Origin of the sequence: Methylobacterium terricola (assembly GCF_006151805.1) — a bacterium.
Taxonomy (GTDB): domain Bacteria; phylum Pseudomonadota; class Alphaproteobacteria; order Rhizobiales; family Beijerinckiaceae; genus Methylobacterium; species Methylobacterium terricola.
Map to the genome: position 1 here is coordinate 96,152 of NZ_VDDA01000017.1, position 24,487 is coordinate 120,638.

Consider the following 24,487-nt stretch of genomic DNA (forward strand, 5'->3'; position numbering starts at 1 on the left):
GTCTCCTCCGATAGGGATCGCGCACATGCCCGACACCGCCCTCCTCGTCATCGACGTTCAGGATTCCTTTCGCCACCGCCCCTACTGGGACGAGGCCGATCTGCCGCGCTACCTTGACCGCCAGCAGGCCCTGATCGACGGCGCCATGGCGCGAAACGTCCCCGTGGTGCAGGTCTTCCACGTCGAGGATCAGGGCGTGTTCTCCCTCGCCTCCGGCCATGTCCGCACCCTCGAGCCGGTGCGGATCACCCCCGACGCGGTGTTCCAGAAGCGGCGCCACAGCGCGCTCGTCGGCAGCGGGCTCGAGGTCTGGCTGAACCAGAACGGCATCCGCCGGCTCCTCGTCAGCGGCATCCGCACCGAGCAGTGCTGCGAGACCACGACGCGCCACGCCTCCGATCTCGGCTACGCCGTCGATTACGTGGCTGAGGCGACCCTGACCTTCGCCATGACCGACGCGGCCGGGCGGCGCTGGAGCGCTGACGAGATCCGGGCCCGCACCGAGCTGGTCCTGGCCGGCCGCTTCGCCCGCATCGCGACCGTCGAGGAGGCGTTGGCCGGGCCGGCCGGCCGTCTCGCCGCGTGAGCGGACCGGCGGACATCCCCGTCATCGTGGTGTGCCCGCCGCGCACCCTGCTCCTCGACGTGGCCGGACCGGTCGAGGTCCTGCGCAAGGCCAACCTGATCCAGGACCGGGTGCGGTTCCGCGTCGTCCATGCCGGGCCGTGCCCGGAGGTCGTGAGCTCGATCGGTCTCGGGCTCGCCGGCCTTGCGCCCCTGCCCGATCCGCTGCCGGAGGGGGCGACCGTCCTGCTCGCCGGCACGGCGGAGCTGGTGCTCGGCGATCCCTCGCCGCCGGGCGAGGCGGAGCGGGCGGCCGAGGACGCAATCGTCGCCTGGCTCAAGGCGCAGGTGCGACCGGGCCACCGCTTGGTCTCGATCTGCTCCGGCGCCCTGCTGGCGGCCCGGGCCGGGCTCCTCGACGGGCATGCCTGCACCACCCACCACGCCGCCTGCGCCGAGCTGGCGGCGCTCGCCCCGGCCGCGCGGGTGCTGGAGGACCGGCTGTTCGTCGAGGATCGCGAGCGTCTGACGAGCGCGGGCATCACCGCCGGCATCGACCTGATGCTGCATCTCGTGGCGCGCCTCGTCGACCCGGCCTGCGCGGCTTCGGTGGCGCGCTACCTCGTCGTGTACCTGCGGCGGGCCGGCCACGATCCGCAGCTCTCACCCTGGCTCGAGGGCCGCAATCACCTTCACCCGGCGATCCACCGGGTGCAGGACGCGGTGAGCGCCGATCCGGCCCGGGCCTGGAGCCTGGAGGCCCTTGCCGACATCGCGGCGACGAGCCCGCGCCACCTCTCGCGCCTGTTCAACCGCCATGCCGGCATGAGCCTGCCGGCCTATGTCAACAGCTTGCGGGTGGCGCTCGCCCGCGACCTCCTGGCCCAGACCCGGCTCGACATGGAACGGGTGGCCGAGCGGGCCGGCTTTGCCTCGCCGCGCCAGCTCCGGCGGGCCTGGGGCCGCCTGCACGACCGCCCGCCGAGCGCGCTGCGCGAGGGATGACGCGTCAGGCCAGCAGCGTGTCCCGGTCGAGCCCGAGCGCCGTCGCGACCTCGGTCAGGGCCCGGTGCTCGGACGGGCTGATGCCCTCGAAATCGGCGACGTCGGCGGCGATCAGGAAGACGCTCTGGCGCTGCTCCGCCGGGCGCTCGGCGATGGCTTCGATGAAGTGCATGTTCTGCATCCGCCCGGCCCGGGTGCGGGCGCGGCCGATGCCGTCGTAGAGCTCTTCCTCCAGCATCAGGCTGTCATAGCCCTTCTCGAGGATCGGGTCGGCCAGCATGCCCTTGAGCGCCGCCTCGAACTCCGCCCCCGCGACCTCGCCGTCGGCCACGATCACGTTGGCGCAGGCCGACACCGCGGCCCGCATCAGCGCATCGTCGCCGGCATAGGCCGTCACCGTCTGCTTGAACCGGCCGAAGGCCGCCTGGACGAAGCTCATGACACTCCCTTACGCGCGAATCGATCGGGCCTGCTTATCAAGCGCGGGGGATTGAGAAAATCGGCAGCCTGCCGCAGCGCAGCACCCGCGCTCGCGGCTCCTGCCGGACCTGTGCATTCTCGCTCACAGCTCCTGCCGGACCTGTCCATTCTCGCTCACAGCTCCTGCCGGACCTGTGCGTGGGCCAGCAGCGCGAACAGGCCGGTGCCGCCGATCACGTTGCCGATCAGCGCCGGCAGGATCATGCCGCCGAGGGCCTGGCCGAGACCGACCTCACCGGCCCAGAGCAGCAGGAAGGCTTCCGCCGCGCCCGCCACCACGTGGGTGAAGTCGCCGAGCACGATCGCGAAGGTCAGGGCGAAGACGATCCAGAACTCGCCCCCGCTCGACGCCGCCCGCAGCCACGCGACGGTGGCGATCAGGAACCCGGCCGGGATGCCCTGGAGCAGCATCGCCGAGGGGGCCTTGTGCATCAGGCTCTCGCGCGACACCGTCAGCATGGCGTCGAGGAGCCCCGGGCTCGTCAGGCGGCCGTGGACGTAGAGTGCGGCCGCCGCGCAGGTGCCGACGAGGTTGCCGAGGAGCACGATGCCCCACAGCCGCCCCGTCCGGGCGAGTGCCGGCCCGCTCGGGCGGGTGGCCAGCGGCAGCACGGTCACGATGGTCTGCTCGGTGAAGAGCTGGAGCCGGCCGAGGATGACGATCAGGAAGCCGAGGGGATAGCCGAGCTGCGAGACCAGGGTGCGGGATTCCATCCCGGCCGGCAGCTTGTGATGCAGCGCGCCCTGCGCGAGCACCGAGGCCGTGATGGCGATGCCGGCGGCGACGCTCGACCAGAACAGCGAGCCGGCGGGGCGCGACAGCTCCTCCTCGCCCTGCTTGCGCACCACCTCGTGGACGATCCGGGCACGCGGCGCCGAACGATCCTCGATCTCGCCGCGCTCGGCCTCGTCGCGTTCCGCCATGGCTCCGTCCGTCCCCTGCCGACCGCGCGTGGCCGGCGCCGGCTCGACGCGCAGCGCCTTCCGCCGTTCCATCCTGGGCTCGCCCCATGCTACCCGTCTGCGGCCGAACGCGAGAATCGGACGACCGGGGAGGCCAGCGTGGACGCAGACGAGCGCCGGACCGGGCGGGCGGTCGCCCACCGTCCTTCCACCGCGATGACGGCGCTGCCGCCCGTGCCGGTGCGGGGCTCCGCCCCGACCCGGCTCGCCACCCGCCTGCAGCGGGCCCACGCCATCGCCGACCTGCGGGCCCAGGCCGCCCGGCGGCTGCCGAAGGCAGTGTTCGACTTCATCGACGGCGGTGCCGAAGACGAGCGCACCCTGCGCGACAACGTCGCGGCCTTCGACGGCTGGATGCTGATGCCGCGGGTCGGGGTCGATGTCGGCACCCGCGACCTGTCGCGGTCGATCCTCGGCTACCCCTCGTCCCTGCCGCTGATGATGGCGCCGACCGGACTCGCCGGCTTCTTCTGGCCCGACGGCGAGGTGGCGGGCGCGCGGGCCGCGGGCCGGGCCGGCATTCCCTACTGCCTGTCGACCAATTCCGTCGCCTCGATCGAGCAGGTGGCGGACGGCGCGCCCGAGGGCGAGCGCTGGTTCCAGCTCTACTTCCTGCGCGACCGCGACTGGATGCAGGCGCTGCTCAGCCGCGCCGCGGCGGCGCGCTACCGGGTGCTGTGCCTCACCGTCGACCTCGCGGTGCAGGGCCGGCGCGAGCGCGACCTGCGCAACGCCTTCACCATGCCGCTCAGGCCCCGCCTCTCCACCGCCCTCGACCTCGCCCGGCGCCCGGCCTGGCTCGCGGGTGCGGCGCGCTCGCGGCTCGGCTTCGGCAATTTTCAGGTGGCAGGACGCGGCTTCACCAGCGTCGCCCAGCACGTCGCCTCGCTGTTCGATGCGTCCGCGAACTGGGACGACATCGCGCGCATCCGCGACACCTGGCGCGGGCCGATGGCACTGAAGGGTCTGCTGCACCCGGCCGACGCCGAGCGGGCGGTCGCGCTCGGGATCGAGGCGGTGATCGTCTCCAACCACGGCGGCCGGCAGCTCGACGACGTGCCGGCGGCGATCGAGGCCCTGCCGGACGTGGCCGAGGCGGTGGCCGGCCGGGCCGAGGTGATCCTCGACGGAGGCGTGCGCCGCGGCACCGACGTGATCAAGGCCCTGGCGCTCGGCGCCACCGCCTGCAGCCTCGGGCGGCCCTTCCTGTGGGGGCTCTCGGCCGGCGGAACCGAGGGGGTGTCGCGGGCGATCGAGATCTTTCGCAACGAGCTCGACACCGCAATGACGCTGCTCGGGACACCGAGCCTGGACGCGATCACGCGGGATCACGTGCGGGCGCGGCGGGGCGGGTGGGAGAGGTCGAGTGCCGGGTAACCCGACCAGGGTTCCGACACTCCTCAGGTCATCGCGGGGCCGCGCGGCGGTACCCGGGGTCCAACTCGGCCGACGATGCCGCAAGAGGCGGAACGCCGATGCCGTGCGCCGAACCCTCGGCGTTCATGGATCCCGGGTTCCCGTCTGCGGCGCCTTCTCGACCGCGACCCGCTCGATGGTTGGCAGCGCCCTACGCCCGTGACGCACGGCGGTATCGCCGCCGCGCCCGCGGACATGCCATCCGCGGGACGCCGCCGTCAGGTGTACATCGCCTTGAGATCCAGGCTGCTCGCGCGCCCGACCGCGTCGTAATGCTGATCGAGCCACGCCTTCGCCGCCTCGCGGCCGGCATCGCGCAGGTGGAGGAAGAACGGCCACTGCGCCCGCAGCCGCGACGAGGCCGAGGCGTCGTCGAGCGCGCCGCCGCTGCCGTCGATGCGGTGGAGCAGCACCTCCTTGTAGGCATTCGAGCGCCCGAGCGCCCCGTCGGCGATCAGGTCGTCGACGAAGTCGATCGCCCGCAATTCGCGCAGGAGATTGGCGTTGAAGGTGATCTCGTTGAGGCGGTCGCGGATCTCGGCCGGGCTGCGCGGCGTCTCGCGGCGCTCGACCGGGTTGATCTGGACCAGCAGGATGTCGCGGGACCGGGCGCCGTGATAGAGTGGATAGAGGGGCGGGTTGCCGAGATAGCCGCCGTCCCAGTGCGGCACGCCGTCGATCTCGACCGCCTGGAACACCGTCGGCAGGCAGGCCGACGCCATCAGGTGGTCGATGGTGAGATTCGGCCGCTCGAACACCGCCATCTTGCCGGTCCAGACGTTGGTGGCCGAGATGAACAGGTCGGCCGGCCCATCCCGGCGCACGGCCTCGAAATCGACCGTGTCGGCCAGCGCCCGCTTGAGCGGGTTGATGTTGAGCGGGTTGGTCATGTAGGGGCTGGCGACGGCGTTCCAGAACGCCCCGACCGGCGTCTTCTTCCAGAAGCTCATCACCCCGTCGACGACGCTCTGCTGCGCGTGCGAGAGGTCGGCGTCGAGGCTGATCTCGCGCCAGAACGTCTCCAGGCGCTCGCGCGCGCCATCGGGACCGCCGCGCAGCCAGCCATCGACCATCACGACGGCGTTCATCGCGCCGGCGCTCGCCCCGGTGATCGCCTCGAAGGCGAGGCGGCTATCCTCGATCAGGGCGTCGAGCACGCCCCAGGTGAAGGCACCGTGGGCGCCGCCGCCCTGGAGCGCCAGGGCGATCGCCTTCTCGGCCCTTGGACCGAGAAGGCCGCGGCCGAGGGGGCCGCTGGTCGCTTGCGAGCCCTGGGTCGCCTGCGGGCACGGCTCGGCATGGGGCATGGCATGGGACAGGGAATCGCGGTCACCCGCGCTCCGGTCCGGTTCGTGGAGTGTGGCTGAATCCGTCATGGGGAGGAATGTGGTGCGCTGCACCGCGAAAGCCAAATGGTGCGGTGCAAAGTCGCGTTGGGGAACCCGGTCCGCGTCCGGTGTCACGCGCTTGACGCCTGCGCCCGGCATCCTCAGCTAAGGCGGCGGTTCGCTTCGCCGCGGCGAAGCGGCGGCTCGGCCCGCGAGAGAAGGACAAGGTTTCGGCAAGGATGTCGCGGCATTCCGTTCCGGGCGATCCTAGTCCGTTGATCGCGCCGGGCTTTCATGCGCGGGAAGCGATTTCCACCCCGGCCGGAAATGCTCTAGACGGGGGTCACGCCGCGCTCGTCGCGACCCCGAACCCGCCACGCGCCACACGTCTCCTGCGAACGACCCCCTGAAGGTATCCGATGGAAGCCATGGAAGCCCTCGCCGCGACCGCCCCGGCGGACACGACCGCCCCCGAGATCGCCGGCCCGAGCCCCCGGCACCGCACCGTCGGCGTCCGGATCGGCGAGGGCGAGGGCGCCGTGGTGATGGGCGGCGGCGCCCCGATCGTCGTGCAGTCGATGACCAACACCGACACCGCCGACATCGACGCCACGGTGGCGCAGGTGGCCGCGCTGGCGCGGGCCGGCTCCGAGGTCGTGCGCATCACCGTCGACCGCGACGAGGCGGCGGTCGCCGTGCCGAAGATCCGCGAGCGCCTGGACCGCATCGGCGTCCATGTCCCGCTCGTCGGCGACTTCCACTATATCGGCCACAAGCTCCTGACCGACCATCCGGCCTGCGCCGAAGCGCTGGCCAAGTACCGGATCAACCCGGGCAACGTCGGGTTCAAGGAGAAGAAGGACCTGCAATTCGGCACCATCGTCGAGCAGGCGGCCCGCTACGGCAAGGCGGTGCGCATCGGCGCCAACTGGGGCTCCCTCGACGAGGCGCTCCTCACCCACATGATGGACGAGAACGCCAACTCGGCGAAGCCGCGCGACGCCCGCGCGGTGATGCGCGAGGCGATGGTGCAATCCGCCCTCCTCTCCGCCGACCGGGCGGTGGAGATCGGCCTGCCGAAGGAGCGCATCGTGCTCTCGGCCAAGGTCTCGGCGGTGCAGGACCTGATCGCCGTCTACCGCGAGGTGGCGCGCCGCTCCGATTACGCCATCCATCTCGGCCTGACCGAGGCCGGCATGGGCACCAAGGGCATCGTGGCGGCCTCGGCGGCGATCGGCGTGCTGCTCCAGGAGGGCATCGGCGACACGATCCGCTACTCCCTGACCCCGGAGCCCGGCGGCGACCGCACGGTCGAGGTGAAGGTGGCGCAGGAACTGCTCCAGACGATGGGCTTCCGCACCTTCGTGCCGCTCGTCGCCGCCTGCCCGGGCTGCGGCCGCACCACCTCGACGGTGTTCCAGGAGCTCGCCCGCGACATCCAGAACTGGATCACCACCTCGATGCCGGAATGGCGCAAGACCTATCCGGGCGTGGAGGGGCTGAACGTCGCGGTCATGGGCTGCATCGTCAACGGCCCGGGCGAATCGAAGCACGCCGATATCGGCATCTCGCTCCCCGGCACCGGCGAGACGCCGACCGCCCCGGTCTTCATCGACGGCAAGAAGGCGATGACCCTGCGCGGCGCGACGCTCGCCAAGGACTTCGAGGGCATCGTCATCGACTACATCGAGCGCCGTTTCGGCCAAGGTCGCCGCAGCGCCGCCGAGTGAGGCGATCGTCTTCCCGAGCAACGTAACGGAGGGGCAGGCACGCCGCCTTGCGCCCCTCCCGGCCCGTGCTACAATCTCGCCACATTCAGGCCCGGCGGACGCGCCGGGCTGCTTCAGGCCTCGAGCCCGCCACCCGGCCCATCAGCGCGCTTGGCGGCACCTCCGGCCGCCCGCGGGCGCATCCCCGATCAGACATGACACAGTCGACCGCACCCACGGGCGGGCCCGTCGCGCCGCCCGAAACCCTCACTCCGCCGAGCGGCGGGCCGCCGACCAAGGCGGGTAGCGTCGACGAGGCCGAGGGCCACGGCCACGCCAAGGCGAGCTTCTGGACCTTGTTCCTCGGCTCGGTCGGCGTCGTCTACGGCGATATCGGCACGAGTCCGCTCTATGCCTTCCGCGAGGCGCTGAGCCCGGGCCGGGCCGACGGCGTGCTCACCGGCGAGGAGGTGCTCGGCACCGTCTCGCTGCTGCTCTGGGCCCTCGTGCTCATCGTCACCATCAAGTACGTCCTGCTGCTGCTGCAGATGGACAACAAGGGCGAGGGCGGCATCCTCTCGCTGATGGCGCTCGCCCGGAAGGCGCTGGGCGGCTCCCACATCGTGTTCATGCTCGGCCTGTTCGGCGCCGCCCTGTTCTACGGCGACGCGATCATCACCCCGGCGATCTCGGTCCTGTCGGCGGTGGAGGGCCTGAAGCTCGTCACCCCGGCCCTCGACCACTACGTCCTGCCGATCACCATCGCGATCATCCTGCCGCTGTTCCTGGTCCAGAGCCGGGGCACCGCCCGGATGGCGACGTTCTTCGGCCCGATCATGCTGGTCTGGTTCTCGGTGCTGATGCTGGCGGCCCTGCCGCACATCGCCCGCACGCCGCAGGTTCTGTGGGCGCTCAATCCCTGGCACGCCGTCCATTACCTGCTCGGGCACGGCACCGGCGCCCTGGTGGCGCTCGGCGCGGTGTTCCTGGCGGTGACCGGGGCCGAGGCGTTGTTCGCCGATCTCGGCCATTTCGGCCGCCGGCCGATCCAGACCGCCTGGATCGTCCTCGTCGGCCCGGCGCTCGCGGTCAACTATCTCGGCCAGGCCGCCCTGGTGCTGGCGCAGCCGGACACCACCGACCCGTTCTACCAGCTCGTCCCCGAATGGGGCCTGCTGCCGATGGTGCTGCTCGCCACCGCCGCCACCGTCATCGCCAGCCAGGCGGTGATCACCGGCGCCTTCTCGCTCTCGCGCCAGGCGGTGCAGCTCGGCCTTCTGCCGCGGCTCGAGATCCGGCACACCTCGGAATCGCATTCGGGCCAGATCTACCTGCCCCAGATCAACACGCTGCTGATGCTCGGCGTGGTGATCCTGGTGATTTTGTTCCGCTCCTCCTCGGCGCTCGCCTCGGCCTACGGCATCGCCGTCACCGGCACCATGCTGATCACCGCCGGCCTCGCCTTCCTGGTGCTGTGGCGGGTATGGAAGTGGACGCCGCTCGCCGCCGGCGCCGTGATGGTGCCGTTCATCGCGGTCGAGCTTCTGTTCCTGGCCTCGAACCTGCTGAAGGTGTTCGAGGGCGGCTACATGCCCCTGCTGCTCGCCGGCGGCTTGGTGCTGCTGATGTGGACCTGGGTACGCGGCGTCACCATCCTGTTCACCAAGACGCGCAAGACCGACGTGCCGCTGACCGAGCTCGTCGCCATGTTGGAGAAGAGCCCGCCGCACCACGTCCGCGGCACGGCGGTGTTCCTCACCTCCGACCCCGAGACGGCACCGGCGGCGCTGCTGCACAACCTGAAGCACAACAAGGTGCTGCACGAGAAGAACGTCGTGCTGACCGTCAAGACGATCGACCTGCCGCGCCTCAACGATGCCGACCGGGTCCGGATCGAGCCGATGGGCCCGCATTTCTGGAAGGTCGTGATGAAGTTCGGCTACATGGAATCGCCGAACATCCCGAAGGGCCTGGCGCTGTTGCGCAAGCAGGGCTTCAAGTTCGACATCATGGCGACGTCGTTCTTCCTGTCGCGGCGCTCGATCCGCCCGGCGGCGCAATCGGGCATGCCGCTCTGGCAGGACCGGGTGTTCATCACGCTCGCCCGCAATGCCAACGACGCGACGGACTTCTTCCAGATCCCGACCGGCCGGGTGGTCGAGGTCGGCACCCAGGTCACTGTCTAGAGGGGTCACGGTGGAGATGGCGGCCCTGGACGGCAGGCGGGTGCTCCTCGTCATCGGGGGCGGCATCGCGGCCTACAAGGCGCTGGACCTGATCCGACGCCTGCGCGAGCGCGGCGCCTCGGTGCGCTGCGTGCTGACCAAGGGCGCGCAGGAATTCGTCACGCCGCTCGCCGCGGCGGCGCTCGCCGGGCAGCGCGCCCATACCGACCTGTTCGACCGGGCCGACGAGGCCGATATCGGCCATATCAAGCTTGCCCGCGACGCCGATGCCGTGGTGGTGGCGCCGGCCACCGCCAACCTGATGGCGCGCCTCGCCGGCGGCCACGCGCCGGACCTCGCCTCGACGGTGCTGCTCGCCACCACCCTGCCGATCCTGATCGCCCCGGCGATGAACGTGCGGATGTGGCTGCACCCGGCGACGCAGCGCAACCTCGCGCTGCTGAAGGGTGACGGCGTCGCGGTGGTCGGCCCGAATGTCGGCCGGATGGCCGAGGCCGAGACCGGTCCCGGCCGGATGGCGGAGCCCGAGGAGATCGCCGACGCCGTCGAGGCGCTGCTGGCCGGATCGCCCGACGACAAGCCCCTCGCCGGCCGTCACCTCCTCGTCACCTCCGGGCCGACCCACGAGCCGATCGACCCGGTGCGCTATCTCGCCAACCGCTCTTCCGGCAAGCAGGGCCACGCCATCGCGGCGGCGGCCGCCGCGGCGGGCGCCCGGGTCACCCTCGTCTCGGGACCCGTGACCCTGCCCGATCCCCCCGGCGTCACGGTGGTGCGGATCGAGACCGCCCGCGAGATGCTGGCGGCGGTCGAGGCCGCCTTGCCGGCCGACATCGCGGTCTTCGCCGCAGCGGTGGCCGACTGGCGCCCGGAGAGCCTCGGCGACCAGAAGATCAAGAAAGGGCCCGACGGCCCCCCTCCCCTCCGTCTCACCGAGAATCCCGACATCCTGGCGACGATCGCGCGCCGGACCGACGGGCGCCCGCCCCTGGTGGTGGGCTTTGCCGCCGAGACCACCGACGTCATCGCCCATGCCCGGGCCAAGATCGCCCGCAAGGGCTGCGACCTCATCGTCGCCAACGATGTCTCGGCCGAGTCTGGCGTGATGGGCGGCGACCGCAACAGCGTCCACCTGATCGGCCGCGACGGCAGCCTCGAGACCTGGCCGACCCTCGGTAAGGATGAGGTGGCCCGCCGCCTCGTCGCGCGGCTCGCCGAACTGGCCCCTCCCCCTGAGGCAAGATAGCGCCGGATCGGCGGTGGGCGCAGGCCGATCCGGCATTATGTCTCCGCCTTCCACCGGGAGGCCGCCTTGCCCACCATCCTCGTCGTCACGCTGATCTGCGCCTCGTCCCTGGCGGCGAAGGATTGCACCCGCGACACCGCCCAGGACGTGATCACCCATCCGGCCCATACGCCGCAGGAATGCCTGCTGTTGGGCCCCGCCATCGCGGCTGGCTCGGGTCGAGGCACCGAGGCGGGGACCTATGTGAAGACGTTGTGCGAGCGGCGGCGCTAATGCCTGCGATCGAGTCCAGCCGACGCGCCTTCCTCTCGCTCGCTCGTTCCAGCCATGCCCGATTCCAGACTGGTGGCGAACGCTCAATCGGCGGGCGGCCTGTCGCCAGTCCTGATCACCGCCGAAGGGCTCGGCCAGATGAAAGCTGATCCAAGGGTTCAGGCGGTCAAGGCAACTGCCTTGTTCGGCATCACCCAGGCCAAAGATCGGAATTTAACGAGACCCCTATCGCGATTAGATCCCGCGGACGCCGCCAACCGGTTAGCAGACAGCGATCTTACGAGTTCATGACGGCCTTCGGAGCCAGCTGGATCCAAGCTATCCACCGCAACATGATAATGAAGCACGAACTTAACGAAAACGGCAACCGAATAAAGGGGTAAAATATTAGGAAACGCCCTTTCACATAACCATTATGCCATCAAGGAGCACCGAATCCCTTCGAGAAGCTAAGATGAATCCAGCACCAAAGAGAGCGGCGCCATGTAGCGGTCTGACGCTGCTCTTGTGCTCCAATTTCACCGCATTTTCTGCGACGAACCGGTATCCACTTCGCCTGAAATTGCTCCAGATTTCCCTGGCCACGGTACTTGTATCGTCCAAGGCGGTGAGATCGGCTCCAAGAACCGATCACATCTCACACAACGCCAAGCCGCTAGCGTGGCTCGTTGACATTGACACCGCCGATCCTGTGCAACTTTACTTATAGAATTGCCCCATAAATCTCGACTTCATCAAGATGAAAATAGTCCCGGGTTGTCAACCAGAGCTTGACAAATGTTGCTTTTCGATCAGTTCTCACGATCAACGGATGCCCGTCGACGCCTCCGAAAGGCGACTCGCCAGAGTTGTGAAATAAGCGCTCCCAGTTCTCCCCGTCGACCGACGTGTCGATCACGAGTGGATAAGCACGGGCTGCCATACTCGGATTCTTAAGTGAATTGAAAACGCGGATCTCCGAAATCTGCGCTAGGCCGCCGAGGTCCGTCTTCCACCACGGATTCTCCTCGATCTCGGTGTGAAAACCGTCTGCCCCCGTGTGAATGCCACTGATCGCACCGCGTGCATCCGAGACAGGATCCTTGCCGACCGACCAAGGACTAATCGAACTCTGCTCGGGGCTCGATCCGCGCGCGAGATTCGGCAAAGGATTTGGCGTCACCAATGACGTCGATCGGGCACGCCGAGCGATCTCGCTCTTATAACTACTCCAGTAATCGTGCAGGTAGAGATCTTCCTTCTCAGCCAATCGTCCGAGGAAGCCAGCAAATTCCTCCGTCCGACTGGGCAAGCCTGCCCACATCGGTTGGAAGTAATACGCTCCTAACGTGCCACGATCGGCGCGCCGCTGAAAATCCTTCTTCGACCTAAATAGATAATGATATAGGACTGCCGTTTCGATAATTCGTTTCCGCCGGCCGATATCGGCCATGAAGCGCTCGGCCGAATGCGGAAATTCAGCGAAGAACTCTGTCATCGACTCACCCAGGACGTTGACCTCACGCAAACCTGCAGCGACAGTGGGTGGCCAACGGTGATTCAACATATCGACGGGAGGGCGCCCAATATGGCGCGCATCGATGGCGCTGCTGCGATTCAACGTCTTCGTGAAGTAGTTCATCTGCACCATTTCACTCTCCCGGTGCGTGAACTGCAGCAAGGTGCTGCCAGCCGGCCGTTCTTCAAAATCCTCGGGACCGAACCAGATCCAATTGAAATGAATGCAATCGACATTGCCCTCACGTCCGCGCATAAATTCCTTGATCGAGTTATGCGGCTTCAACGTGAGAAATTCATCCGCGTCGATAAACAGGAACCAGTCACACTCGTTTTTATGGCTCTCCAAAAAATGAACCCAGCATGCAGCCTGCTGGCCCTGATAAGGCATATGATGGAAAGTTACAAACGGACGATCACATTCGATATAGGGCAGAAGCTGCTCATACATTTCAGCAGGATCGTCATCATTACAATATATATAGGCATGATCAAAGCCAAGAGAGATATAATACTGGAGCCATTCGACAATGGTGGCACTCTCCCACCGGGCAGTATTAAGAATTGCATGTTGATATTTAGCCATGAATGACTCGCACAACCTTTTCACCGCTCGCCAAGACGCAGCGTGCGTGCTAGCACACTGACCTCAAGGCGAAACCCATTGCCACGATATCGTGTTCCAGCGCGCCGGCCGTCACGACGGTGGACGTTAGAACTTTTTCGCGCCGCATATATCATCTGAATGGGCCTCAGTCAATCTTTACTCTATGCTAATTATCCGCAGGCTATGCGTGATGCTTCCAAGTATTGTGTTATTTCCGGATATGCTCGCGAGAAACATTGAAAATGAAAAATTCATGACTGCCGGTAAAGCGGGAAGGGCACGCCTACCTCCTCCGGATAACGCGCGATCAATGATTTACGCTTGAATTTTCAAGTAACGGCAGCGAAAAAAAATTTATTTATTTAAATTTTCCTTGAAATGCGTCACCCCCCCGACAATCGATCCGTAATTGACAATTTTAAGCCGCATTTTGCGCGTCATAGTTGCGACATATACGCGCACATACATAGAGTGTTGCATTTTATATTTTGCGACATGCGGACTTGTCAAAATTGTCGCTCTCCAGCTAGAAGCACGCGCTGATCGAAAGTGACAGTATGATGTATCTCAGAACTTAGCACGGTACCTACCTCGGCATCGTCGATGGCGGCGCTCTGGGCCATATCAGCCTGACAAATCAGGCACTCCCGCTGCTCATCTCATTGCCAGACGAGCTGGGCCTTGTGGCGGACGGCCCGTTCGCTGGCCTGTATCTTCAGCGGTCAAACGCTGGCATAACAATCAGTGATGGAAGCTTCTATTTTTGCGCTGCGCCTGATCGCCAAGATCTTTCAGCCGATCGGGAGCGCGTCGGTGAATGGGAGACGTTCACGCCCGTCAGCGAGGCCGCCATGCTCTCGCATCTCGCGGTCGCCGAGAAAAAACGTACGGGTAGTCCTCTGGTCGAATGCGACATGATGTGGGGGCAGGCGAAAATCATTGCTTCCGATCCAAGTGTCACAATCAAAGACTCTTGTATCTATCTACCTTTTACCCCTGATGGCACATGGGGACTCTTCAATACAGACGGCAGCCCTGAACTTGATGCGTTCGGAAATTTTGTGATCTACCGACAGAGCACAAAAACGAATCTAACAGCAGATAGCATTAAGGAGGTCGCAGATATCACAAATTATATGTATGTAAGATATTTTAATTGCCATTTCGGCCACTTTCTAGTCGATACCTTACCACGGCTGTGGATGTTCCGCTCAGCCTATTCCAGGAAAAGCAAGCTATTGTGCCACAGTGACGCGCCGCCGAGTCACTGGTTCCGGTTCCCGTACATTGCCGAGATTATGGGGCGACTTGGTCTGACTCCGGACAACTTCGACGTTCTCGATCGTCCGACGCGGCTTCGCAACGTAATCATCCCACGCACGAGCTTACTTCCGCAGAACTCAGCACATCGCTGCTACGCGCATTTCGCCCGCGATTTATTCCGCGACGTTCTCGCCGGTACGATCGACTCAAACAACCGGCCTATCTATTACTCCAAAACCAGACTCTCGATCGGGGTCGGCTGCATAGCCAACGAACTGGAGATTGAGGAAAATCTGGCCTCGCGCGGTGTCGAGATCGTTTATCCAGAAACTCTCCCGATTGTTGATCAGGTTAAGCTCATGTCCGAGCGTCGTTTCATCCTCGGAACCGCCGGGTCTTTCCTGCACGCGAGCGTGTTCTGCCCGCCAAGACATATGAATATCTTGAGCATGAAAAGGTCAGTCAACGCAAATTACCATCTCATCGATCGAATCTGCGAATCCCGCACGAAGTATTTGTACTCCCCTGAGGCACATACCAGCCCCGTGCCGCGGAAAAATTTTGGTGAAGTGATCTACATGCCGAACGCCCCGCTGGTCGCCAAACACCTCTACGATAGCCTGTCTTTGTGACTCCCGGTCGTCTGGCCTTGCGCTCGGGCGAGGTCCGTCAATGATCCGACTGCCAGCAAACCCACTCGTCCAGAAGGTGGCAAGTGCGGCGGGCTTCCTCGCCGATTGGCAGGGGAATCGCTTCAGCTTTTTGAAGGGTCTGCGGGTGTGTGTCGGAGCAGGGCTTCGAGGTAGTTGGGAATGAGATTGGCGAGCTTTCTGCGGGCCTTGAGGCTGTGGCGGTCGTACGGTGTGCGTACGAGGTTGATGGCCATATGGCGCACCACCGCCATGTTCTGCGGGCCTGATCCGGTCCGCAGCCGCACGAGATCGTCGTGGAAGACGACGTCGAGCACCCAGTGCAGGCGGTTCTCGATCTGCCAGTGCGCCCGCATGGCAGCTGCGAAGGTCTTGGTGTCGAGCCTCGCTGAAGAGAGATAGTAGCGGCGCTCGTGTTCGATCCGACCAGCGCGTTCGACTTGCGTCTCGATCATGCCGACCATCGCCAGATGAGGCATGTGCGGCTCATCGGGGTAGCGGCGATCCGAGGTCAGCCAACTCACGTCATGGCATACGCTGGCGCGGCGGCGTTCGAGGCGGCCATGATCGTTGTCGAGCGTCTCGTGAGTGTCCACGATCATGTCGCTGGAATCGGCAAAGACGCGCACGACGGCATCGTGGGTGGCGGGACGGTTGGCCTTGAGCGCGTTTATGACGTCGTTGAGGGTATCGTGAGCGGGCAGGCCCCGCGCGTAGGGCAGGAAGCGACGCAGGAAGTCCAGGCGCTGGTCGCCCCACAGCCGGATCTCGACGAAGTCGCCCATGCCGCAGAGCGTGGCGCACAACACCAGCAGCAGGATCTCGGGCAGCGGGTAGATCACCCGCCAATGCTGGCGCGGGTCTCCCAGAGATGAGAAATGGTCGAGGATCGACAGCGATGACGGCATGGGGGCCTCGCAGAGCGCCAGGCCCCTCCTGAAACACGATCCTCATCCGCGCGCAGCTCAAACCCGCTCCAGCGCTGAGGCGATTGCCCTGCGCCGATTGGGCGCCGCCTTGCCATCCCGCCCCCGATCGGATAAAGGCCCGCCCATCCCACACGCGGAGCCGGCCTCATGCCTGAATGAGGCGCTTCCGGTGGCCGGTCGCCTCCTGGTTCTTGTCTCTCGGCAATTCCCTCGGTGCGTCGGTCGCTTCCTCCGCGGCGGTGACAACCGGAGAGAACAAGAGACCATGGCCCTTCCCGACTTCTCCATGCGCCAGCTGCTCGAGGCCGGCTCCCACTTCGGCCACCAGGCGCACCGCTGGAACCCGAAGATGCAGTCGTACATCTTCGGCACCCGCAACAACATCCACATCATCGACCTCGCCCAGACCGTGCCGGCCCTGGCCCAGGCGCTGCAGGCGGTGAGCGACACCGTCGCCAAGGGCGGCCGGGTGCTGTTCGTCGGCACCAAGCGCCAGGCGGCCGACACCATCGCGGACGCGGCCAAGCGCTCGGCCCAGTACTACGTGAACTCCCGCTGGCTCGGCGGCACGCTGACCAACTGGAAGACCATCTCGGGCTCGATCCAGCGCCTGCGCAAGGTCGACGAGATCCTCGCCGGCGGCGGCCAGGGCCTCACCAAGAAGGAGCGCCTGATGCTGTCCCGCGAGAAGGACAAGCTCGAGAAGGCGCTCGGCGGCATCAAGGACATGGGCGGCGTGCCCGACCTGCTGTTCGTGATCGACACCAATAAGGAGCAGCTGGCGATCAAGGAGGCGAACCGCCTCAAGATCCCGGTGGCGGCCATCGTCGACACCAACTGCAATCCGGACGGCATCACCTACGTGGTTCCGGCCAACGACGATGCCGGCCGCGCCATCGCGCTCTACTGCGACCTCGTCGCCCGCGCGGCGATCGACGGCATCTCCCGCGGCCAGGGTGCGCTCGGCATCGACCTCGGCGAGTCCGACGAGCCGATGGCCGAGGAGCTGCCGGCGCTGGCCAACGAGCCCGAGGTCGCGACCGTCGACATCTCGGAGCCCTATAGCGGCGAGCCCTTCGAGCTGCTGGCCGCCCCCCGCGGCGCCCCGGACGACCTGACCAAGCTGACGGGCGTCGGCCCGCAGCTGGTGCAGAAGCTCAACGACGCCGGCATCTACCATTACTGGCAGATCGCCGCGATGAGCGCCGAGGACATCGCCAAGGTCGATGCCGACCTGAAGCTCAACGGCCGCATCGACCGCGACGGCTGGGTGAACCAGGCCCGCGGCTTCGTCGAGGCCGCCGCCGCGGCGTAACCGCCGGCACGGATCTCACGCGGGGCGCGTTTGCCCTGCGGACCTGACGCTTCCAAGCCCGGCGCCGCCACGGCGCCGGGTTCCCTTTATCCGCCGACCGGCGTCGCCCCAAGGTGGCATCGCCCCCATGTGGCGCCGGGGCGCCAATCGAGAGGATCCCACGATGGCCAACATCACGGCAGCGATGGTCAAGGAGCTGCGCGAGAAGACCGGCGCGGGCATGATGGATTGCAAGTCGGCCCTCAACGAGACCGCCGGCGACCTCGAGGCAGCCGTGGATTGGCTGCGCAAGAAGGGCCTTGCTAAGGCCGCCAAGAAGGCCGGCCGCGTCGCCGCCGAGGGTCTGGTCGCGGTCGAGTCCGCCGGCCACCACGCCGCGGTGCTCGAGGTGAACTCCGAGACCGACTTCGTGGCCCGCAACGACGGCTTCCAGGCCTTCGTCCGCGAAGCGGCCAAGCTCGCGCTCCAGGCCGGCGACAGCATCGAGACCCTCGAGGCCGCGAAGTTCCCGGGCGCCGAGACCACGGTGAAGGACAAGCTGCAGGAGCTGATCGCCACCATCGGCGAGAACATGACCCTGCGCCGTGTCGCCAAGCTCTCGGTCGAGAAGGGCGTCATCGCGAGCTACGTGCACGGCCAGGTCTCCGAGGGCCTCGGCAAGATCGGCGTTCTCGTCGCCCTCGAATCGGCCGGCGACGTGACCTTCCTCAGCCAGCTCGGCCGCCAGATCGCCATGCACGTCGCGGCGACCAACCCGGTGGCGCTGGACGCCTCGGGCGTCGATGCCGCCACGGTCGAGCGCGAGAGCAACATCCTGCGCGAGAAGAACGCCGGCAAGCCGGACCACGTGATGGCCAAGATCGTCGAGAGCGGCCTGAAGAGCTACTACAAGGAGGTCACCCTCCTCGAGCAGCCCTTCGTGCACGACTCGTCGAAGACGGTCTCGCAGGTGCTCAAGGAGTCCGAGGGCAAGGCCGGCGGCCCGGTCAAGCTCACCGGCTTCGTCCGCTACGCGCTCGGCGAGGGCATCGAGAAGGAAGAGGCCCCGGACTTTGCCGCCGAGGTCGCCGCGGCGGCCAAGGGCTGAACGGCCAAGGGCTGAACGAACAGGCGCTGCACGATCGAGGGCCGAGCGGCCCGACCCGCGCATCGCGCGACGGTCGAGAAGGGGGTCCGCCCGTGCGGGCCCCCTTTTTCTTGGCCGGATCCTGGCTGACGGGCGTACCGATTCCGGCCTTCCGGCGCCTCGACGGGCCGGGATCGACAGGCTAGAACCCGGGCCGACTCGTAACGACACGTGACGCCGACAGTGGCTGCCCCACGGGCGGCCAGAGGAGCCCCCATGCCGGACAATCCCCTGCCGGAGCAAAGCTCGACCGCCTTCCGCCGCGTGCTGGTGAAGCTTTCCGGCGAGGCGCTCGCCGCCCCGGACGGCTACTGGCTGCACCCGCCGACCCTGGCGGCGCTCGCCGACGACATCGCCCGGGCGGTGGACAAGGGCTTCGAGATCGCGCTGGTGGTCGGCGGCGGCAACGTCATCCGGGGCGCCCGGGTGTCGGCGGCGGGCTGGATCGACCGCGCCACGGGTGATTCCCTCGGCATGATGGCGACGGTGATGAACTCGCTGGCGCTCGAGACCGCGCTCAACGCCGCCGGCGTCACCGCCCGCACCATGTCGGCGGTGTCGATGCCGACGATCTGCGAGACCTATGCCCGCCAGCCGGCCCTGCACCACCTCGACAAGGGCCAGGTCGTGGTCCTGGCCGGCGGCACCGGCAACCCGTACTTTACCACCGACACCGCCGCCGTCCTGCGCGCCGCCGAGCTGAAATGCGACGCGGTGCTGAAGGCGACCCAGGTCGACGGCGTCTATTCCGCCGATCCGAAGACCAACCCGGATGCCGTGCGCTACGACCGGCTGAGCCACGACGAGGCGATCGCCCGCGACCTCAAGGTGATGGATACCGCCGCCTTCGCGCTCGCCCGCGACGGCGGCCTCCCGCTGATCGTCGGCTCGGTCCATGCGCCGAGCTCGGTGACGGCGATCCTCACCGGCGCCGCGCCCTCGACCCTGGTGGCGCCGTAGCCCGGAACGGACGCCCGTCCTGACGATTTGCGGCAGGTCGGGTTTTGGTTCATTGAAGCCCGATCGGGGCGGGCCCTGCCGGGTTCGGCCTCCTTCCCCTCTTCTCACGACGCCTCGGGACGCGCAGGAATGGCTACCCCTCCCCCCTTCGACCTCAACGACATCAAGCGGCGCATGCAGGGCGCCATCAACTCGCTCAAGCACGATCTCGGCTCGCTGCGCACCGGGCGGGCCACCCCCTCGCTCCTCGATCCCATCCAGGTCGACGCCTACGGCGCCGCGATGTCGATGGCGCAGGTCGCGACGATCAGCGTGCCGGAGCCGCGCCTGCTCAGCGTCTCGGTCTGGGACCGCGGCATGGTGGCGGCGGTCGAGAAGGCGATCCGCGAATCCGATCTCGGCCTCAACCCGATGACCGAGGGCCAGACCATCCGCCTGCGCATCCCCGAGATGAACGAGCAGCGCCGCAAGGAGATGGTCAAGGTCGCGCACAAATACGCCGAGGAGGCCCGCGTCGCGGTCCGCCACGTCCGCCGCGACGGTCTCGACCATCTCAAGAAGCTCGAGAAGGACGGCGCCATCAGCCAGGACGACGAGAAGCGTCAGGCCGACCAGGTACAGAAGGCGACCGACCAGCACATCGCCGAGGTCGACCAGACCCTGGCCTCCAAGGAGAAGGAGATCATGCAGGTCTGATACGGACCGGCATGACTTGCGGGGTTACTTGGAAGAGCGCGTGGGGAGCGCGGGGTCGACGAGCGGCTCCGCCGGGGTCGGGGCCAGCATGGCAGGCGACAGCGAGACGGTGACCCTGCTGGAGGCAGGCCAGGCCGCGGGCCGGGAGAGCGAGGGCCAGCCGGCGGCGGGGCCCGGTCCCGCGCCGGGCGCGGCCGCCCCCTCCGGGACGATGCCGACCCACGTCGCCATCATCATGGACGGCAACGGCCGCTGGGCCGCCCGCCGCGGCCTGCCCCGGGTCGAGGGCCATCGCCGCGGCGTCGAGGCGGTGCGCAGGGCCGTGCGCTCGGCCATCGACCTGCGGATCCCCTACCTCACCATCTACAGCTTCTCGTCCGAGAACTGGCGCCGGCCCGCCGCCGAGGTGGCCGACCTGATGGGCCTGCTCAAGCTGTTCGTGCGCCGCGACCTCGCCGACCTGCACGCCAACGGCGTGCGGGTCCGGATCATCGGCGAGCGCGACGGCCTGCCGGGCGACATCGCCGGCCTCCTGTGCGAGGCCGAGGAGCGCACCGCCCGCAACACCAAGCTGACCCTGGTTGTGGCGTTCAATTACGGCGGGCGCCAGGAGATCCTGCGCGCCGTGCGAAAGCTGGCCGAGGCCGTGGCCGAGGGGCGCCTGGCGCCGGCGGCGATCGACGCCGCGGCCCTGACCGCGGCGCTCGACACCGACGGCATCCCGGATCCCGACCTCGTCATCCGCACCTCGGGCGAGCAGCGGGTATCGAACTTCCTCACCTGGCAGACGGCCTATTCGGAGTTCGTGTTCGTGCCGGATTTCTGGCCGGACTTCGACCACGCCGCCTTCCTCGCCGCGATCGGCGAGTTCCAGAGCCGCGACCGCCGCTTCGGCGGCCTCAGCGCCCGGGCGGGCTGATGACGGGCTCCGACGGAACGAAGCCGCCGGGCGCCGAGAGGCCCGCCGGCCGTCCGGCCTGGCCCGCGACGGAGCTCGGCGCACGGACGGTGTCGGGCATCGTGCTCGGCCTCCTGGTGCTCGGCGCCACCCTCAACGGCGGCTGGATCTTCGCGGTGATCTGGTTCCTCGCCGGCCTCGCGGTGGTCGGCGAGTGGCTCGCCATCACCCGGACCGCGCCGCACCGGCCGCTGCTCGCCATCGCGGGGCTCGTGCTGGCCGGGGTGGTCGCCGGCGCGCGGCTGCCGGTCGCGCAGTCCTGGCTCATCGGGACGGTCGTCCTCGGCCTCGCGGCCCTGACGCTGCTCGCCCGTCCGGCCCCGGGGCGGATCTGGGCGCCGCTCAGCCTCGCCTGCGCCCTCGTGGTCGCACTGGTGCCGGTGCTGCTGCGCGACGATCCGCGCATCGGGCTCGCCGGCCCGCTCTGGCTGTTCGGCGTCGTCTGGACCACCGACATCGCCGCCTACTTCACCGGCCGGTCCCTCGGCGGGCCGAAGCTGTGGCCGGCGGTGAGCCCGAAGAAGACCTGGTCGGGCTTCTGCGGCGGCCTGATCGGCGCGACGATCGTCGGCGGCGCGGTGGCCGCGGGCGCGCGCCATCTCGGCGCCACCGAGGCCCTGTCGCTTCCCCTCGCCTGCGCGCTGTCGGCGATCGCCTCGGTGATGAGCCAGGGTGGCGACCTCGCCGAATCAGCGCTCAAGCGCGCCTACGGCGCCAAGGATTCCGGCCGGCTGATCCCAGGCCATGGCGGCGTGATGGATCGGCTCGACGGCTTCTTCGCCGTGGCCCTCCTCGCCGGCCTCCTGCTCGTCGGCCTCACCTTCACGGGACATCCATGACCCTTACCGTCTCCGTCCTGGGCGCGACCGGCTCGATCGGGCGCTCCACCGCCGACCTGCTCGACCAGCACCGGGACCGCTTCCGGGTCGGCGCCGTGGCGGGCGGCCGCGATGCGCAGGCCCTTGCCCGCGTCGCCCGCGAGCTGAATGCCGAGTTCGCGGCGATCGCCGATCCGGATTCCGGCCCGGCCTTGCGCGACGCGCTGTCGGGCTCCGGCATCGCCTGCGGCGCCGGCCCCTCGGCGGTGATCGAGGCGGCGACCCGGGACGCCGACCTCGTGGTGGCGGCGGTGAGCGGAGCGGCGGGGCTGGCGCCGACCTGCGCGGCGATCCGGCTCGGCCGCACCGTCGCCCTCGCCAACAAGGAGAGCCTGGTCTGCGCCGGCGACGCCTTCATGCGCGACGCCAAGAAATTCGGCGCCCGCATCCTGCCGATGGATTCCGAGCACAACGCGCTCGAGCAGTCGGTCGGCGAGGGCAAGATCGACGACGTCACCCGGATGACCATCACCGCCTCGGGCGGACCGTTCCGGACCGCGAGCCGGGAGCGGATCGCCGCGGCGAGCGCCGCCGACGCGGCCGCCCATCCGACCTGGTCGATGGGCATGAAGATCAACATCGATTCGGCCACCCTGATGAACAAGGGGCTGGAGCTGATCGAGGCCCATCACCTGTTCGGCATCGAGGCCGAGCGCCTCGACGCCGTTGTTCACCCGCAATCGATCGTCCACGCCCTGGTCACCTGGCGCGACGGCTCGGTGACGGCGGGGCTCTACCTGCCCGACATGAGGGTGCCGATCGCCCATTGCCTCGGGCTCGGCGAGCGCCTGACGATCGCCCGCGGCCGGTCGCTCGACCTGGCGGCGGTCGGCAGCCTCACCTTCGAGCGCCCGGACGAGGAGCGCTTCCCGTGCCTGCGGATCGCCAAGGCCGCGCTCGCCGCCGGGGCGGCGCAGCCGACGGTGATGAACGCCGCCAACGAGATCGCCGTCGCGGCGTTCATCGCCGGGAAGATCGGGTTCTACGACATCGCCGCCCTGGTCGAGCGGGCCTGCGAGCACTTCGCGGCCCGCTTCCCCGCAGCCCCCGCCGATGTCGAGGAGGCCCTCGCCATCGACGCCGAGGTGCGCGGCTGGAGCGCCGAGGCGCTCGTCGCTTAAGCTTCCGTTAAGTTAACCCTCGGACGTTTCGCGCCCTGTTCGCAGGGGCCGCGAGCCTGTATGGAGGGAGAGAAGGATTAGGCGGCCGCGCCGGGCCAGGGAGGGCCCGCCGCGCCGCATCGAGGTGATCATGGATCTGCTCAACGTCGTGGGCGGTGCGACGACGAACCTGCTCGGCTACATCGTGCCGTTCCTGTTCGTCCTCACCGTCGTGGTCTTCATCCACGAGCTCGGCCACTTCCTGGTCGGACGGTGGTGCGGCGTCGGGGTGACCAGCTTCTCGATCGGCTTCGGGCCCGAGCTCGTCGGCTTCAACGACCGCCGCGGCACGCGCTGGAAGCTCTCGGCGATCCCGCTCGGCGGCTATGTCAAGTTCGTCGGCGACATGAACGGCGCCAGCGTGCCCGACAGCGACGCGGCGGCGCGCATGAACCCGGCCGAGCGGGCGATCAGCTTCCACGCCCAGAACGTCTGGAAGCGGGTCGCGATCGTGGCGGCGGGGCCGGTCGCCAACTTCCTCCTCGCCATCGCGGTCTTCGCCGGTGCGATCTACGCCACCGGCCGCTACGAGGTGGCGCCCCGGGTCTCGGCGGTGCAGCCCGGCAGCGCCGCCGAGCGCGCCGGCTTCCAGGCCGGCGACGTGGTGCTGACGATCAACGGCAGCGCCATCCACAACTTCGCCGACATGCAGCGCACCGTCTCCGGCGCGGCCGGCGACCGGCTCGACTTCACGGTGGAGCGCGGCGGCGTCACCACCCCGCTCACCGCGACGCCGGACACCTTCGAGGACAAGACCCCGTTCGGCACCCAGCGCATCGGGCGGCTCGGCATCCAGGGCCCGCGCGATGCCGCCGAGGTCAAGCTGGTGCGCTACGGCGCCCTCGACTCGCTGAAGATCGGCGTCGCCGAAACCTACTTCGTCGTCGACCGCACCTTCAGCTACATCGGCAAGCTGATCACCGGCCGCGAATCCGCCGACCAGCTCTCGGGCCCGATGGGCATCGCCCGGGTCTCCGGCCAGGCCGCGAAGATCGGCGGCATCGGCGCCCTGGTCGGGCTGATCGCGGTGCTGTCGGTCTCGATCGGGCTCATCAACCTGTTCCCGGTGCCGATGCTCGATGGCGGCCACCTGATGTTCTACGCGGTCGAGATCGTCCGCGGCCGCCCCTTGAGCGAGCGGGCGCAGGAGATCGGGTTCCGCATCGGCCTCGCCCTGGTGCTGATGCTGATGCTGTTCGCGACCTGGAACGACATTCTCCACATCGGCGCCGCGTTCAACCGCGGCACCTGAGGCGGGATCCCTCCGCGCGTTCCGAG

At 67.9% G+C, this 24,487-nt stretch carries 21 protein-coding genes; 16 read left to right on the forward strand and 5 right to left on the reverse strand.

Annotation, left to right across the window (positions count from 1 at the left end; all coding sequences use genetic code 11):
• Positions 1 to 25: 25 nt before the first annotated feature.
• Positions 26 to 586, forward strand: coding sequence for an isochorismatase family protein (locus FF100_RS26555; protein WP_139038769.1), 561 nt, complete (start codon positions 26 to 28; stop codon positions 584 to 586).
• On the forward strand, positions 583 to 1,569 hold the full coding sequence (locus FF100_RS26560; protein WP_139038770.1) for a GlxA family transcriptional regulator: 987 nt from the start codon (positions 583 to 585) through the stop codon (positions 1,567 to 1,569). Before FF100_RS26555 ends, FF100_RS26560 begins: the two co-directional genes overlap by 4 nt.
• Positions 1,570 to 1,573: 4 nt before the next feature.
• Here the strand turns inward: FF100_RS26560 and FF100_RS26565 are convergent, their stop codons facing one another.
• Both FF100_RS26565 and FF100_RS26570 read right to left on the reverse strand, forming a co-directional pair.
• Entirely contained in the window at positions 1,574 to 2,008 is a 435-nt protein-coding gene (locus tag FF100_RS26565) for a tellurite resistance TerB family protein (protein WP_139038771.1), read from the reverse strand.
• Positions 2,009 to 2,163: 155 nt separating this feature from the next.
• Positions 2,164 to 2,973, reverse strand: coding sequence for a formate/nitrite transporter family protein (locus FF100_RS26570; protein ID WP_139038772.1), 810 nt, complete (start codon positions 2,971 to 2,973; stop codon positions 2,164 to 2,166).
• A 138-nt stretch (positions 2,974 to 3,111) separates the two neighbouring features.
• Between FF100_RS26570 and FF100_RS26575 the strand changes: the two genes are divergently transcribed.
• Complete coding sequence (locus FF100_RS26575; RefSeq protein WP_139038773.1) at positions 3,112 to 4,389, forward strand: alpha-hydroxy acid oxidase; 1,278 nt, start codon at positions 3,112 to 3,114, stop codon at positions 4,387 to 4,389.
• 257 nt (positions 4,390 to 4,646) lie between these two features.
• Here FF100_RS26575 and FF100_RS26580 read toward each other — a convergent pair whose 3' ends face one another.
• Positions 4,647 to 5,735, reverse strand: a complete 1,089-nt coding sequence (locus FF100_RS26580; RefSeq protein WP_246102395.1) for a patatin-like phospholipase family protein — start codon at positions 5,733 to 5,735, stop codon at positions 4,647 to 4,649.
• 440 nt (positions 5,736 to 6,175) lie between these two features.
• Between FF100_RS26580 and ispG the strand changes: the two genes are divergently transcribed.
• The 4 genes from ispG (at position 6,176) to FF100_RS26600 (ending at position 11,170) form a co-directional block, all read left to right on the forward strand.
• The gene (gene ispG, locus FF100_RS26585; RefSeq protein ID WP_139038775.1) at positions 6,176 to 7,486 is read left to right on the forward strand and encodes a flavodoxin-dependent (E)-4-hydroxy-3-methylbut-2-enyl-diphosphate synthase; all 1,311 of its coding nucleotides are present in this window, start codon (positions 6,176 to 6,178) and stop codon (positions 7,484 to 7,486) included.
• Between the two features lie 194 nt (positions 7,487 to 7,680).
• Positions 7,681 to 9,651: a potassium transporter Kup gene (locus FF100_RS26590; protein WP_139038776.1), complete on the forward strand. Its 1,971-nt coding sequence runs from the start codon at positions 7,681 to 7,683 to the stop codon at positions 9,649 to 9,651.
• Positions 9,652 to 9,667: 16 nt separating this feature from the next.
• Positions 9,668 to 10,897: a bifunctional phosphopantothenoylcysteine decarboxylase/phosphopantothenate--cysteine ligase CoaBC gene (gene coaBC / locus FF100_RS26595; protein WP_139038777.1), complete on the forward strand. Its 1,230-nt coding sequence runs from the start codon at positions 9,668 to 9,670 to the stop codon at positions 10,895 to 10,897.
• A gap of 66 nt (positions 10,898 to 10,963) precedes the next feature.
• Entirely contained in the window at positions 10,964 to 11,170 is a 207-nt protein-coding gene (locus FF100_RS26600) for a hypothetical protein (protein WP_139038778.1), read from the forward strand.
• Between the two features lie 703 nt (positions 11,171 to 11,873).
• On the opposite strand, the gene FF100_RS26605 is transcribed toward FF100_RS26600, so the two are convergent.
• Positions 11,874 to 13,253 carry a glycosyltransferase family 2 protein gene (locus FF100_RS26605; protein WP_139038779.1) on the reverse strand — a complete coding sequence of 460 codons (1,380 nt, stop codon included), beginning with the start codon at positions 13,251 to 13,253 and terminating at the stop codon, positions 11,874 to 11,876.
• Between the two features lie 704 nt (positions 13,254 to 13,957).
• On the opposite strand from FF100_RS26605, the gene FF100_RS26610 reads away from it, so the two are divergent.
• Positions 13,958 to 15,169, forward strand: a complete 1,212-nt coding sequence (locus FF100_RS26610) for a glycosyltransferase family 61 protein (protein WP_139038780.1) — start codon at positions 13,958 to 13,960, stop codon at positions 15,167 to 15,169.
• A gap of 122 nt (positions 15,170 to 15,291) precedes the next feature.
• On the opposite strand, the gene FF100_RS26615 is transcribed toward FF100_RS26610, so the two are convergent.
• Positions 15,292 to 16,095, reverse strand: a complete 804-nt coding sequence (locus tag FF100_RS26615; protein WP_139038781.1) for an ISAs1 family transposase — start codon at positions 16,093 to 16,095, stop codon at positions 15,292 to 15,294.
• Positions 16,096 to 16,381: 286 nt separating this feature from the next.
• Here FF100_RS26615 and FF100_RS26620 point away from each other — a divergent pair, with 286 nt between their 5' ends.
• From FF100_RS26620 to rseP, 8 genes are all read left to right on the forward strand, one after another.
• Positions 16,382 to 17,431, forward strand: coding sequence for a 30S ribosomal protein S2 (locus tag FF100_RS26620; RefSeq protein WP_139038782.1), 1,050 nt, complete (start codon positions 16,382 to 16,384; stop codon positions 17,429 to 17,431).
• A gap of 163 nt (positions 17,432 to 17,594) precedes the next feature.
• Positions 17,595 to 18,518 (forward strand): translation elongation factor Ts, encoded by a 924-nt coding sequence (tsf, locus tag FF100_RS26625; protein WP_139038783.1) that lies wholly within the window; start codon positions 17,595 to 17,597, stop codon positions 18,516 to 18,518.
• Positions 18,519 to 18,773: 255 nt separating this feature from the next.
• Entirely contained in the window at positions 18,774 to 19,517 is a 744-nt protein-coding gene (pyrH, locus tag FF100_RS26630; RefSeq protein WP_139038784.1) for a UMP kinase, read from the forward strand.
• A 129-nt stretch (positions 19,518 to 19,646) separates the two neighbouring features.
• Positions 19,647 to 20,213 (forward strand): ribosome recycling factor, encoded by a 567-nt coding sequence (gene frr, locus FF100_RS26635; RefSeq protein ID WP_139038785.1) that lies wholly within the window; start codon positions 19,647 to 19,649, stop codon positions 20,211 to 20,213.
• Positions 20,214 to 20,424: 211 nt separating this feature from the next.
• Positions 20,425 to 21,132, forward strand: a complete 708-nt coding sequence (locus FF100_RS26640; RefSeq protein ID WP_246102403.1) for an isoprenyl transferase — start codon at positions 20,425 to 20,427, stop codon at positions 21,130 to 21,132.
• Entirely contained in the window at positions 21,132 to 22,010 is an 879-nt protein-coding gene (locus FF100_RS26645) for a phosphatidate cytidylyltransferase (protein ID WP_139038787.1), read from the forward strand. Before FF100_RS26640 ends, FF100_RS26645 begins: the two co-directional genes overlap by 1 nt.
• Entirely contained in the window at positions 22,007 to 23,170 is a 1,164-nt protein-coding gene (gene dxr / locus FF100_RS26650; protein ID WP_139038788.1) for a 1-deoxy-D-xylulose-5-phosphate reductoisomerase, read from the forward strand. Before FF100_RS26645 ends, dxr begins: the two co-directional genes overlap by 4 nt.
• A 130-nt stretch (positions 23,171 to 23,300) precedes the next feature.
• Positions 23,301 to 24,461, forward strand: coding sequence for an RIP metalloprotease RseP (gene rseP / locus FF100_RS26655; protein ID WP_139038789.1), 1,161 nt, complete (start codon positions 23,301 to 23,303; stop codon positions 24,459 to 24,461).
• The last annotated feature ends 26 nt before the right edge of the window (positions 24,462 to 24,487 follow it).